The sequence below is a fragment of the Pseudomonas sp. ok266 genome (assembly GCF_900110195.1).
GTDB lineage: Bacteria > Pseudomonadota > Gammaproteobacteria > Pseudomonadales > Pseudomonadaceae > Aquipseudomonas > Aquipseudomonas neuropathica.
In genome coordinates, this window is the sequence record NZ_FOCU01000001.1 from 678868 (window position 1) to 692989 (window position 14122).

Genomic DNA, 14122 nt, shown 5'->3' on the forward strand with positions numbered 1-14122 from the left:
AAAAATAGTCAATTCATCTGTTTCCAAGGAAAACTCCCGCGCAAACCTCGATTTCACACAGCCTTCGGCGCTTTTCCACAGCACAGGCAAAGTTACCCCCGATCTCTGTTGGTGCTTCTGTGGATAACGTGTTTGCCATCCTCTGAAAGCCATGAAAGGCGTGGCTTTCAAGCTTGTGATCAAAAAACAACCAATGCGTCTCTCAAACCGTGCTTCTGGATAAGTCACGATTTTTCTTCACAAATCAGTGAGTTATTTTCCCGTTCATCCATAGTTACCCCCATTTGCTGTGGGTGGCTATGTGGATAACTTGTTCGTCAAACCCCGCAAGCCCCGTCCGGCATAGTCCAAACGGCAATTGATCACATTTCATACAGTTCTAAGACGCTGCCTTGACTTCGATTCCTGCGCTGTCTTCACTGCAATGGCACAAGGACAGCCGTCACTTATCCACATCAGGTTCTGGGAGAACGCATGATGGATAGTCAGCCGCACCGCCCCCCGCCCTCGCCACGCAAGCGCACGCTACGGCGCGCCGCCAATCAGCACGCTCGCCTGTAGCGCGCCCCACCCGCCAGACCGCTGTGCTGTCGCCGGACTTGATCCGGTGGCCAGGTGCCCGTCCGCCCATCGATTGCAGGCAACCGCAGAGTTGCCCCCATCTGCCTGATTAGAGGAACCACCTCATGACACGGATCGCAACGCCCATCAGCGAGATCAAGGAACACTACGATGTGATTGTCATTGGTTCAGGCTACGGCGGCGGCATCGCTGCCTCGCGCCTGTCCCGTGCCGGCAAACGTGTGTGCCTGCTCGAACGCGGTCGGGAAATCCAGCCCGGCGAATACCCCAACACCATGATCGCCGCCACCGAGGAACTGCAGGTGCATGACCCGGATGGCCATATCGGCTCGCGCACCGGGCTGTTCGACTTGCATGTGAATGCCCAGCAGAACGTCGTGGTCGGTTGCGGCCTCGGCGGCACGTCGCTGATCAATGCCAACGTGGCCCTCGAACCGGAGCCGGGCGTATTCGATGATCCGCGCTGGCCGCAAGCAGTGCGTGAACACCGCGATACGCTGCTCAAGGACGGTTATGCCCGCGCCCGGGAAATGCTCAAACCCAATCCTTACCCGAACACTGCGCCGAACCTGCCCAAACTCGACGCCAACAAGAAATCCGCGGATTACCTCAAGCAAGGCGCGCACTTCTACAAGCCGCCGATCAACGTGACCTTCGACAAGCTGCCGAACAACCTCAACCATGTCGGCGTCGAGCAACTGCCGTGCAACCAGTGCGGCGACTGCGTTTCGGGCTGTAACAACAAGGCCAAGAACACCACGCTGATGAACTATCTGCCGGACGCCTGGAATCACGGCGCGGAGATTTTCTGTCAGGCCGAAGTGCGGCACCTGGAGCGTGATGGTGAAGGCTGGATCGTGCACTTCCAGTACCTCGACAGCGGGCGGGAGATGTTCAGCGCGCCGACGTTGTTCGTGAAGGCCGACATCGTCGTGGTCTCCGCCGGCACCCTCGGCTCCACGGAAATTCTTCTGCGCACGCGCGACAAAGGCGTGGTGATGTCCGCCCAGCTCGGCGAGAACATGAGCGGCAACGGCGACATCCTCGGCTTCGGCCACAACTGCGAGCAGACCATCAACGGCATCGGTTTCGGTGCGCACCCGGCCAAGGAACTGCACCCGGTCGGCCCGTGCATCACCTCGGTGATCGACATGCGCACGGAAGGCGACTGGCGCAGCCGCATGGTCATCGAGGAGGGCTCGATCCCCGGCGCGCTCGGCCGGCCGATGGTGCCGGCCATGGCCGGGTTTGCCGAGATGATCGGCGTGGCCACGGATGACAGCTTCAGCGGCAAGGTGAAATACAAGGCGCGTGAAGCGGAAAGCTTTCTGCGCGGCCCGTATTACGGCGCACTGCACAACATGCAGACTTACCTGATCATGAGCCATGACAGCGGCCAGGGGCGGATGGTCCTCGACAGCAAGGATCAACTGCGCATCGACTGGCCGGGCGTTGGCGAGCAGGAGAATTTCAAGCTCGGCAACGAGCGTTTGCAGCAGAGCACCAAGGCACTGGGTGGCGTGTGGGTGGAGAATCCGATCTGGACCAAACTGCTCAAGCACAGCATCGTCTCGGTGCACCCGTTGGGCGGTTGCGTAATGGGCGAAGACGCGGCGCAAGGCGTGGTCAATCACAAGGGGCAGGTGTTCAGCGGTGCCAGCGGCACGGATGTTTACGCTAATTTGTACGTGACTGACGGCGCGGTGATTCCGACGTCGCTGGCGGTCAATCCGCTGCTGACCATCTCCGCGGTGAGTGAGCGCAACATGGGCTTGCTCGCCGCCGACCGTGGCTGGCAGATCGACTACACGCTGCCATCCGCACCGCGTAAACCAGTGGCACCGCCAACCCTCGGCGTGCAGTTCACTGAAACCATGAAGGGCTATTTCTCCCGGGCTTTCACTGCGGCGCAAAGCACCGACCTGAAAGTCTACGAAGCGGCGGCCAAACGCGGTGAGGCGGACAATTCGCCGATCGACTTCACCCTGACCATCACCGCCAACGACCTCAACCGCATGATCAAGGAGCCCGAGCACGCGGCAACCATCGTTGGCACTGTCATCGCCCCAGCGCTGTCACCGCAGCCGCTGACCGCGAGCAACGGCGTGTTCAACCTGTTCGAACAATTCGAGCAACAGGTCGATACGCGCCACATGAAGTACGACATGAAACTGACCGCCGAGGACGGCAGCGACTATTTCTTCAGCGCCTTCAAAACCGTGCCGGAAGACAACGGCGTGCTGAATATCTGGCACGACACCAGCACGCTGTACGTGACGCTGTATCGCGGGCCGGACAAGACCGGCGAAGTGATCGGTTCCGGGGTGATGCACATCCATCCGACCGATTTCGCCAAGCAGATGACCACCATGAAAGTGCTCAATGCGCGTAACGAACGTGAGCGCATTGAAGGCCTGGCGCGGTTCGGCAAGTTCTTCGCCGGGATCCTCTGGGAGAGTTACGGCGGGGTGTTTGCCGGGGATATCTACTTCAATCCCGACGCGCCGCCACGCCTGAAACGGCCGCTGGATGCGCCGACGCCAGCGGTGCATTTCTTCCCCACCGAGGACGGTGTCGAGTTGCGCCTGACCCGGTATCAGGCCGGGAGCAAAGGCCCGGTGATGCTGGTGCATGGCCTGGGCGTCGGCTCGAATATCTTTTCCACCGACACCATCCAGACCAACCTGCTGGAATATCTGTGCAAACACGATTACGACGTGTGGTTGCTGGATTTCCGCGTGAGCATTTTGCTGCCGGCGAGCAAGAAAGAGTGGAACGGCGACCAGATTGCCCAATACGATTTCAAGGCTGCCATCGCGCAGATTCAGCAGCAGACCCAGGCCAAGGACGTGCAGTGCGTGGTGCATTGCTACGGCGCAACGACCTTCTTCATGTCGTTGCTCGCCGGTTTGCAGGGTGTGCGTTCGGTGGTCTGCTCGCAGATTGCCGCTGACACCGTAGTTGCCACTGCCACAGGGCTGAAGGCCGGATTGCACCTGCCGGGGATGCTCGATGCGATCGGCATCAAGTCGATGACCGCTTACGCCGACAGCAAGGAAAACTGGTTCAATAAACTCTACGACAAGGCCCTCAACGGCTACGCGCGGATCGAGGCGCAGGGTTATTGCACCAACCCGGTGTGCCACCGCATCACCTTCATGTACGCCTCGCTGTATCGCCACGACACCCTCAACGAAACCCTGCACGACAACCTGCACGAGTTGTTCGGCGAGTCGAATATCGAGACCTTCGAGCACCTGGCGCTGATCGTGCGCAAAGGGCACCTGGTGGATTTCAAAGGCAACGATGTGTACATGCCGCACTTCGATCGCCTGACCATGCCGATCTGCTTCATCAGCGGTGCCGACAACCAGTGTTACCTGCCGGAAAGCACCCTCAAGACCTATCAGCGCTTGTGCGAAATGCATGGGCCGGAGCGCTATAGCCGGCAAGTGGTGCCGGGCTATGGCCACATCGACTGCATGTTCGGCAAGAACGCGGTGGTCGATGTCTATCCGATCATCCTTGAACACCTGGAGAAAACGGCCCTCGGTTGACTATTGACCGAGTCGAATGCTTCGCGAGCAAGCTCGCTCCCACAGGGGCACGCATTCCAATGTGGGAGCGAGCTTGCTCGCGAAAGCGGTAGGTCAGGCGCTACACCTCTTGGGTCTGCACAAGGAAATGGATGACATGGACAGCTACATCCGCTGGTTTCAACGCTTCATCTGGATCGGCATTGCGATGAACATGGTGTTCGCCCTCCCTGCGCTGTTCGCGCCGGGGTTGCTGACATCGGTGGTCGGGCTGCCGCCGCAACTCTCTGACCCATGGCTGGAGAACGCCGGGATGCTGCTGGTCGGCATCAGCGTGTTTTACATGCCGTCGGGTTTCGACGCGCCGCGTTACGTGGTGCATTCCTGGTTGTGTGTGCTGACGCGATTGATCGCGGTGATTTTCTGGATTTACCTGATCAACACCAGCTCTCAAGGCTCGGTATTCGTGCCGATGTTGATGGGCGATCTGAGCTTCTTTCTGATCCTCGGCATTCTGCTCTACCTCGGCACCGCGCCGGAGAATCGCCCTTGGGCATTGCTTTGCGATGGCTGGCGCGAGTGGCGCGCGGCATGGCAGCGGCAATGGCAGAGTCACGCCTTCAAGGTAGGCACGCTGTTTGTCGTCGCGGTGCTCGGTTTCATCGGTTACGAGACTTGGTATCAGATGCTGCGAGTGGTGCCGGAGCAGGAATACGCCTCCGACGAAGACCACTACAAGTACGCTGCCATCGGCCTCGGCATCGAAGCGCGCATCCCGTATTACCTGTTCGCCGTGCTGCCGCAGATGTGCCCGGAGAAAATGCCCAAACCCGGTGGCTGGGAGGTTTTCGGCTTCCTCTTTGAAAACGGCAAGGACCTGCCGATCGGTATGGCCAAGCGGCAGATCGGTTACCCGACGGTAGAGCCGAACTGCGCGCTGTGCCACACCGGCTCATACCGCGCCAATGCCAGCGACGTCGCCGTCAATGTGCCCAGCGCGCCGGCCAACACCCTGCAACTGCAAGCCTTCCAGTGGTTCGCTTACGATTGCGCCAGCGATCCGAAATTCACCACCGACGCGGTGATGGCGGCGATCAACAGCAAGTTTCAGTTGGGCTTCTTCGAGAAGCTCTACAACCGCTACCTGATCATGCCGATGGCCAAAAGCGCACTGCTCAAGCAGAAGCAGGCCTACGCCTGGCAGAAGCTGCGTCCGCAACAAGGCCCGGGGCGCACCGACACCTTCAATCCGACGAAAATGGTCGTGTTCGGCTTCCCGGATGACTCGACGATCGGCACCGTCGACCTGCCGCAAGTATGGAACCAGAAACCCCGCGAATCGATGTACCTGCACTGGGACGGCAATAACAACAAGATCCACGAACGCAACTACGCCGCCGCGATGGCCGTAGGCGCAACGCCAGAATCGGTGTTGCCGCCGAGCTTCAACCGCGTGACCAACTGGCTGCTCGGGCACAAGGCGCCGGCGTGGCCGTGGGCGCTGGATCAGGCCAAGGTCGCCCAGGGCAAACCGATCTGGGAGGCCAACTGCGCGGCTTGTCATGACTTCGGGCGCGCCGATACCGGGCAGGTCACGACCAACATCGATCAGCTCGGCACTGATCCGCACCGGCTCGACTCGTTCACCACGGGGCTGGTGGCCGCGTTCCACACCTTCAAAAAACCGCCGTTCGATTTCGGCGCCTACCGCAAGACCCAGAGCTACAGCAATACGCCCACCGACGGCGTCTGGTTGCGCGCACCGTACCTGCACAACGGCTCGGTGCCGACCCTGTGGGACTTGCTGCAACCGCCGGAAAAGCGTCCGCAGGTGTTCATCACCGGCTCGGATATTTACGACCCGGTCAACGTCGGTTTCGTCACCAGCGGCGCTCAGGCCAAAGCCTCGGCGGACTTCAAATACGACACCCGCCTGGAGGGCAATCACAACAGCGGCCACCTGTACGGCACGACGCTGTCGGACGACGACAAACGCGCGCTGATCGAATTCATGAAAACCCTGTGAACCTTACGGAAAGAGGATTACGCCATGTCACTGGTCAGTCATTGGGAACACGAGTACGACAAGGTCAAAGTGCGCATTCACGGCTTGTTCACGCGCATGGAAATGGCCTGGATGAAACTCATCAGCGAGCTGGAGCCGCAGGAGTTTCAGGCGATCATCAAGCTGCTGCAACGCGGACATGATCAGGCGCAGTACGTGCTGAAGAACGGCGAGTTGCCGGACGACGAACCGAGCGTACCCTGGGAGCTGTCCCACGGTCTGTCGATCCTGCGCATCGGCAACGCCGCACCGTTGCCGCAGTCCACCGATCAACTGGCGACCCGGGTGCTCAAGGACGGCAGCCTGCTCGGCTGTCGCAAGTGGGAACTGCTGGATCTGCTGTGGAGCGAGGCGCTGCTGAAGTGGATCGAAAACCTGCGCCATCACGCGACCTTCGGTACTGACCCGGCGGTGGTGCAAATGGATCGCGACGTGACCCTGGCGATTGCCGGCGACTGGGGCACCGGGCCGTTCGACAGTCATGCGCCGGCGGTGTCGGTGGCCAATCAGATGCAACTGGCCCAGGCCGATTTCACCATTCATTTGGGCGATGTGTATTACGCCGGCAGTCATTCCCAGGAAGACGTCGACATGGCCGGTTGGCCGATGGGTACGCACGGCTCGTTCACCCTCAATTCCAACCACGAGATGTACAGCGGCGCCCACGGTTATTTCAAGGAGCTGGCCAAGCGTTTTCCGGGGCAGCAGGGCACCAGTTACTTCGCCTTGATCAACGATGACTGGCTGGTGGTAGGGCTGGATTCTGCGTACGCGTCTGATGCGATGAATTTGTACATGGACGGCACTTTGAACGAGCCGCAGATCGCGTGGATGAAAGGCCTGCCAAAACGCAAAAAGCTCATGGTGCTCAGCCATCATCAGGGCTTCGATATTTCCGGGCACAACAAGACCGCGCTGTATCAACCGGTGTGCGATGCGCTGGGGCGTGAGCCGGATTACTGGTATTGGGGGCATCTGCACAACGGCATCGTGTATGCGCAGCAGGGCGGTTTGCATGCGCGTTGTGCCGGGCACGGGGCGATTCCCTATGGCAATGCCAGCGAGCTGGACGGGCATTCGCGGGTGTTGTGGTCGGAGACGCAGGATGCCAAGGACCCGGCATATCCGCTGCGGGTGTTGAACGGGTACGCAAAAATCAGGTTGGTGGGGGAGGAGATATTTGAGGAGTTTATTGGTGAGGATGGATCGGTGAGGTGGTCATCGAAGTGATGCAGCGATTGTAATGACGCCATCGCGAGCAGGCTCACTCCTACAATTGGAATGCGTTCCCCTGTAGGAGTGAGCCTGCTCGCGAAGCTTTTGCTTTTAGCCTTGGACAGGCACGCCTTTGAGGTATGGCGCCGGCTCGGCGCCGAGGTTGCTCAGCAAGCGCTCGCTGTACCAATCAACGAAGTTGACCACGCCAAACTCATAAGTCTTGGAGTAAGGCCCGGGCTGGTAGGCGGTGGAGTTGATCCCGCGCTGGTTCTCTTCGGCCAGACGACGATCCTGATCGTTGGTCGCGTCCCACACCTGGCGCATACGGTCGACGTCGTAATCCACGCCTTCCACTGCATCTTTGTGCACGATCCACTTGGTGGTGACCATGGTTTCCTGCGCGCTGATCGGCCACACGGTGAAAACGATGATGTGGTCGCCCATGCAGTGGTTCCACGAGTGCGGCAGGTGCAGGATGCGCATCGAGCCGAGGTCCGGGTTTTTGATCCGGCCCATCAGTTTCGCGCAGCCCTGTTTGCCGTCGAGGGTCATCGACACGGTGCCCTTGAGCAGCGGCATGCGCACGATACGGTTGCGCAGGCCGAAGCTGGCGTGGGCATAAGGAATCTTCTCGGCTTCCCAGGCAGCAGCGGAGGCGGCGACGTGATCCTTGAACGCCTGATCGGCGCGCGGGTCGGTAACGTCGTCCCATTCCAGCAGGGTTTTCAGCAGTTCCGGGTGCGACGCGTTGCAGTGGTAGCACTCGCGGTTGTTTTCCAGCACCAGTTTCCAGTTGGCCTTTTCCATCAAGGTGGTGGTGATCGCCACCTTGGTGTTCTCCATGTCGTACGGTTCCATGTAATGGTTCAGCGTCGACAGGAAGTCATCAATGGCCGGCGGGTTCTCGGCCAGGCTGATGAAGATGTAGCCGCCGGCAGTCTTCACGTTCACCGGTTTGAGGCCGTACTGCTTCATGTCGAAGTCGGCGCCCATTTCGGTACCGGCGAACAGCAGGCGCCCGTCCAGCTCATAGGTCCACTGGTGGTAGTGGCAGACCAGTTTGGCAACCTTGCCTTTTTCGCTGGTGCACAGGCGCGAGCCACGGTGGCGGCAGACGTTGTGGAAGGCATGGACCACGCCTTCGGCGCCGCGGATGACGATGATCGGGTTCTTGCCGACCTGCAGGGTCAGGTAGTTGCCCTTGGCCGGGATCTCGCAGGTCATGCCGGCGATCAACCACTCTTTCTGGAAGATCTCCTGCATGTCGATATCGAACAGCCGCTCGTCGCTATAGAACGGTTGTGGTAGCGAGAACGTCCGCTCGCGCTCCTGGAGCATTTGTGCGGTGGCCTTGCGTGCGGGTTCCAGCGGATCGCCCAGGCTGATTTTTGCGGTGACGTCCATCGATGTGATCCTCATGGCCATCTGCGTGGCCGGCGAAAAGTGGCTGATCAGGTGTGCTGCTAACGGTTGCTACGCAAGGTGTAAAGAATCTGTATTGGTGTTGGGGCGAGTGTGGGGCCGGCGCTGCCGCGAACCTTATCCATGGGCGACATGGTGCAATCTGTTCCCGACGCGCAACCCCCGGTGGTTGGGGGCTGGTCGCGATAAGTATGCCGATGTCGCGGATAGGTAAACGGACGGTTCACGCTATACGCAGAATCGCCGACATGAGGCCGACAGTCGGCCGTGGAGAACAGCATGTCCAACAGCTTCCTGAATCCGGTCACCACCCAGACCTGGGCCAATGGCCGACACATCGTCCGTTGCGTCAAAGTCATCCAGGAAACCTGGGACGTGCGCACCTTCTGCTTTATGGCCGACCAGCCGATCCTGTTCTTCTTCAAACCCGGGCAGTTCGTGACCCTGGAGCTGGAAATCGAAGGCCAGCCGATCATGCGCTCGTACACGATCTCCAGTTCGCCGTCGGTGCCGTACAGCTTTTCGGTAACGATCAAACGGGTGCCGGGCGGCAAGGTCTCCAACTGGTTGCACGACACGCTTCATGAGGGGCAAGAGCTGGCGGTGCACGGGCCGGTTGGGCTGTTCAATGCCATCGATTTCCCGAGCCCGAAAGTGCTGTACCTCAGCGGCGGCGTCGGGATCACGCCGTGCATGTCGATGGCGCGCTGGTTCTACGACACCAACGCCAACGTCGACATGACCTTTATCCACAGCGCGCGCTCGCCGAAAGACATCATTTACCACCGCGAGCTGGAACACATGGCGTCGCGGATCGACAACTTCAGCCTGCACCTGATTTGCGAGAAGCACGGGCTGGGCGAGCCGTGGGCCGGCTATCGCGGCTACCTCAATCACAAGATGCTCGAGCTGATGGTTCCCGACTTCCTTGAGCGCGAAGTGTTCTGCTGCGGCCCGACGCCGTACATGAACGCGGTCAAGCGCCTGCTGGAAGTGGCAGGTTACGACATGTCGCGTTATCACGAGGAATCCTTCGGCGCTACGCCACCGGAAGCTCGTGCCGATGCGGTCGAGCAAGCCGAACAGGCAGCCGATGCGCCGGAAATCGATGCAGCGGATTTGCATCAGGTCGAATTCACTTCGTCTGGCAAGAGCATTCGTGTGGCACCGGGTGAGACGGTGCATGCGGCGGCGGCCAAGCTGGGGCTGATGATTCCGAAGGCGTGCGGGATGGGGATTTGCGGCACGTGCAAGGTGATGAAGCTGGGCGGCGAGGTGGAGATGGAGCACAACGGCGGGATTACCGAGGATGACGAGGCTGAAGGGTTTATCTTGTCGTGCTGCAGTGTGCCTAAAGGGGATGTGCGAATCGATTTTTGAGTGGGGCGAATTTTTGCGTACGGCATGCCCCTCACCCCAGCCCTCTCCCAGAGGGAGAGGGGGCCGACCGAGGTGTCTTGAGGGATCCATCGACCTGAAAGATCGAGTCGACTATGGATTCAGTAAAGCAGTTTCACGTCGGCGTAATTCTCAAATATCTCCCAATCAGTCCCCTCTCCCTCCGGGAGAGGGCTAGGGTGAGGGGCTTTTCAGTCGATAAACAAATCCGGCATGAGTGCCGCGTCGCTTTCTCGATCAAAGCGATATTGACCGAACTCCGTCACACCGCTCTCCCGCAAAATCTCCTCATCAATCAACAACCGCCCGGTAATCTGCCGCCCGCTGCTATCCAGAATCACATGCGCCGCATCCGCCATGATCGCTGGCGTTCGCGCCTGCTTGAACGACTCCCGATTACCCAACTGAAATTCAATCGCCGCCGTCGCAATCATCGTCTGCGGCCACAACGAATTGACACTGATCCCGTAACTGGCAAATTCCTCGCTCATCCCGATCGTCAGCATGCTCATGCCGTATTTGGTCACGGTGTAAGGGCTGAACTGTGTAAACCATTTGCTCGCCAGATTTAGCGGCGGCGACAGGTTGAGAATGTGCCCGGCGGACTTTTTCAGATAAGGCAGGGCGGCCTGGCTGCACAGCAACACCGCGCGGGTGTTGATCTGGTGCATCAGGTCGAAGCGTTTGAGCTCGATGTGTTGCACACCGGTGAGTTTGATCGCCCCGGCGTTGTTCACCAATGCATCGATGCCGCCGAAATGTTCGTTGGCCTGAGCCAGTGCCTGGCGTACGGCGTCTTCATCACGCACATCGACTTGCAGGGCTAAAGCCTTGCCACCCGCCGCTTCGACTTCGGCGGCGACGCTGTGGATGGTGCCGGGCAGTTTGGCGTGGGGTTCGGCGCTCTTCGCCGCAATCACGATATTGGCCCCGTCCCTCGCGGCCCGTAGCGCAATCTCGCGGCCAATGCCACGGCTGGCGCCGGTGATGAACAGGGTTTTGCCTTGTAACGACATGCCGATGCTCCTGCTTATTGTTATGTGAGCGGAGGGCTCGACAGACAATGTAGACCAAGTCTTCAGGTGCGAACGAGGAGGGCTGAGTTGATCGTTCCCGCGCTCTGCGTGGGAATGCAGCCCGGGACGCTCCGCGTCCCATTTTAATACCAGCACTGAACCTCGATCAGCCCCGGCATTCCCGCGTAGTTCCTGGCACTCGAATAACGCCATTGTTCTGGCAAATCCACATATCCGCGTTTCACTGGGTTGTTGTGGATGTATTCAAGCTTCTGGCGCATCACCGATTCGCTATAAACCATCTCTGCGTGGGAGCCTTCTTGCCACAACTGGTAAACCCGGTCTTGCTTGTGCGCACGTTTGCTAAAGCGCAGACGTTGCAGGGCTTTGTCTGCACCTTTGCTTTGCAGATCATCAATAATCTTTCGAGCGGTGAATGACTTGAACTGACTGAGGCATTTGCTCAGGTCGGGTGCTTGGGCGACGAAGTGAAGATGGTTTTCCAGAATCACGTAGCCGTACAGCTTCAAGTCATGGTGGGTCTGTTGATAACGCCAGCAGTTGAGCAGGTGGTCGACGATGTAGGGACGGATAAACAGCGGCAACCACTCCATGACCGTGCAGGTCAGAAAATGTGGCTTGTCGGTTTCGGTAAGGGTGTAGCGGCTGCGGCCCATGGGATTCTTCCTTGAATCTTGCGGTGCATTGGAGATGGAACGCGGAGCGTCCCGGGATGCGTTACCACGCGGAGCGTGGGAACGATCAGGATGAGTCGGGTGGCATGTTCTCGCTAGAAGAGAAGTCTGGTGTTGCGGTGGGAAAAATCATTCCCGATCGAAGATCGTCCCCACGCTCTGCGTGGGAATGCAGCCGTCGACGCTCCGCGTCATAGCGGTGTTAAGCATGTCGACAGTGGTGAGGCTGGAACGCGGAGCGTCCCGGGAGGCATTCCCACGCGGAGCGTGGGAACGATCAGTGTGCGGGAGTCAGGTCAGGCGGACATGACTTCGCGGATGTCGCGAGCCAGTTCGCGGACGCGTTCTTCTTCGGTGTCCCAGGAGCACATGAAGCGCGCGCCGCCCTTGCCGATGAAGGTGTAGAAGCGCCAGTTTTTTGCGGTCAGCGCGGCAATCGCCGGTTCCGACAGTTGCAGGAACACGCCGTTGGCCTGCACCGGGAACATCAGTTCCACGCCTGGAATGTCGCTGACCAGCTCGGCCAGCAATTGCGCGCAGTGGTTGGCGTGGCGGGCGTATTTCAGCCAGGCGCCGTTTTCGAGAATGCCGACCCAGGGTGCCGAGAGGAAACGCATTTTCGACGCCAGTTGCCCGGCTTGTTTGCAGCGGTAATCGAAATCTTCGGCGAGTTTGTGGTTGAAGAACAGGATCGCTTCACCCACGGCCATGCCGTTCTTGGTGCCGCCGAAGCACAGCACATCGACACCGGCCTTCCAGGTCAGATCCGCCGGCGAGCAGCCGAGGAACGCGCAGGCGTTGGAGAACCGCGCGCCGTCCATGTGCAGGTGCAGACCCAGCTCTTTGCAGGTGGCGCTGATGGCGCGGACTTCTTCCGGGGTGTAGACGCTGCCGACTTCGGTGGCCTGGGTCAGAGTCACGACGCGCGGTTTCGGGTAGTGAATGTCCTGGCGCTTGAGCGCGACTTCGCGGATCGATTGCGGGGTGATCTTGCCGTTTTCGGTGCCAGCGATCAGCAGTTTCGAGCCGTTGGAGAAGAATTCCGGGGCGCCGCATTCGTCGGTTTCGACGTGGGCGGTTTCCGAGCAGATCACGCTGTGGTAACTCTGGCACAGCGACGACAGGGCCAGCGAGTTGGCGGCGGTGCCGTTGAAGGCGAAGAACACTTCGCAGTCGGTTTCAAACAATTGGCGGAAATGGTCGGCCGCGCGTGCGGTCCATTCATCGTCGCCATACGCGCGCTGGTGGCCGTGGTTGGCCTGTTCCATCGCAGCCCAGGCTTCAGGGCAGATTCCGGAATAGTTGTCGCTGGCGAATTGTTGGCTCTTGTCGGTCATGGCCGGCTTCCGTGGTCGAGACTCTTGTGAAGGCTCGTGGTCAATGAGGGTGCGCACTTTACCGAAGATCTTCCGGGGAGCACACGGGATGTCACGTTCAGGAAATTACCAGTTTGTAGGACGATTATGCACCTGAGCAAACGCGACGGCGCACTGGATCTGCTCAAGTGGCTGGCGCTGCTGTGCATGTTGCTCGATCACCTGCGATATGCCGGGTTCTCCGCCGATTGGCTGTATGTGCCTGGGCGGCTGGCGTTTCCGTGGTTTTGCCTGGCGATGGCGGCGAATCTGGCGCGCGCCGGGTCGCGGAGGATGGAATGGCGCTATCTGGGCTGGTTGATGCTGTTCAGTGCAGTCAGTGAGATTCCCTATCGGCTGTACATTCCTGAGCCCGATACGTTGAACGTGATGCCGACGCTGGCGTTGGGCTTGCTGGTGGCGCGGGGGTGGCAGGATCCCTCGAGCATGTCGCGATTGCTGGGTGTTGCTGCGCTGGTGTTGGCCGCCATGTTTCCGGAACGACTGATGTTTGGTTTGTTCGGGATTCTGTTGCCGCTGGCGTTGCTGCTGGTGTTTCGCCGGCCGTGGTATTTCAGCCTGCTGCCGGGGTTGGTGTGTCTGGCGGCCAACCAATGGCAAGTCCTGTACGACTCGGCGAGGTTCGGCAGTAGCGTCGCCATCCTCGGGATTGCCATTTGTCTGTTTGCGCCAGTGCTCGGGCTGTTCCTGTTGCGACATGTGCGACATCTCCAGCCACCGCCGATGCGGCGCTGGGCTTACGCCCTCTATCCAGCGCATTTCCTCCTGCTACTCGCCGTCCGCCAACTCTTTACATAACCCTGTGGGAGCGAGC

9 protein-coding genes are annotated in these 14122 nt (G+C 59.7%); 5 read left to right on the forward strand and 4 right to left on the reverse strand.

Going from position 1 to position 14122, the window contains the following annotated elements; translation table 11 throughout:
- The first annotated feature begins 686 nt into the window (after positions 1-686).
- The 3 genes from BMY54_RS03205 to BMY54_RS03215 all read left to right on the forward strand — a co-directional run bounded on the left by BMY54_RS03205 (position 687) and on the right by BMY54_RS03215 (position 7413).
- Positions 687-4139, forward strand: a complete 3453-nt coding sequence (locus BMY54_RS03205; RefSeq protein ID WP_093429903.1) for a GMC family oxidoreductase — start codon at positions 687-689, stop codon at positions 4137-4139.
- A 136-nt stretch (positions 4140-4275) separates the two neighbouring features.
- Positions 4276-6144: a c-type cytochrome gene (locus BMY54_RS03210; protein ID WP_093429904.1), complete on the forward strand. Its 1869-nt coding sequence runs from the start codon at positions 4276-4278 to the stop codon at positions 6142-6144.
- Between the two features lie 24 nt (positions 6145-6168).
- Positions 6169-7413: a metallophosphoesterase family protein gene (locus BMY54_RS03215; protein WP_093429905.1), complete on the forward strand. Its 1245-nt coding sequence runs from the start codon at positions 6169-6171 to the stop codon at positions 7411-7413.
- Between the two features lie 96 nt (positions 7414-7509).
- Here the strand turns inward: BMY54_RS03215 and gbcA are convergent, their stop codons facing one another.
- Positions 7510-8805 (reverse strand): glycine-betaine demethylase subunit GbcA, encoded by a 1296-nt coding sequence (gene gbcA / locus BMY54_RS03220; protein WP_093429906.1) that lies wholly within the window; start codon positions 8803-8805, stop codon positions 7510-7512.
- Between the two features lie 297 nt (positions 8806-9102).
- On the opposite strand from gbcA, the gene gbcB reads away from it, so the two are divergent.
- Entirely contained in the window at positions 9103-10203 is a 1101-nt protein-coding gene (gene gbcB / locus BMY54_RS03225) for a glycine-betaine demethylase subunit GbcB (protein WP_093429907.1), read from the forward strand.
- 209 nt (positions 10204-10412) lie between these two features.
- Here the strand turns inward: gbcB and BMY54_RS03230 are convergent, their stop codons facing one another.
- The 3 genes from BMY54_RS03230 to BMY54_RS03240 form a co-directional block, all read right to left on the reverse strand.
- Complete coding sequence (locus tag BMY54_RS03230) at positions 10413-11237, reverse strand: SDR family oxidoreductase (RefSeq protein ID WP_093429908.1); 825 nt, start codon at positions 11235-11237, stop codon at positions 10413-10415.
- Between the two features lie 143 nt (positions 11238-11380).
- Positions 11381-11914 (reverse strand): REP-associated tyrosine transposase, encoded by a 534-nt coding sequence (locus BMY54_RS03235; protein ID WP_093429909.1) that lies wholly within the window; start codon positions 11912-11914, stop codon positions 11381-11383.
- Positions 11915-12228: 314 nt separating this feature from the next.
- Positions 12229-13269, reverse strand: a complete 1041-nt coding sequence (locus BMY54_RS03240; RefSeq protein ID WP_093429910.1) for a threonine aldolase family protein — start codon at positions 13267-13269, stop codon at positions 12229-12231.
- 126 nt (positions 13270-13395) lie between these two features.
- Here BMY54_RS03240 and BMY54_RS03245 point away from each other — a divergent pair, with 126 nt between their 5' ends.
- Entirely contained in the window at positions 13396-14106 is a 711-nt protein-coding gene (locus tag BMY54_RS03245) for a TraX family protein (RefSeq protein WP_093429911.1), read from the forward strand.
- Positions 14107-14122: the final 16 nt, after the last annotated feature.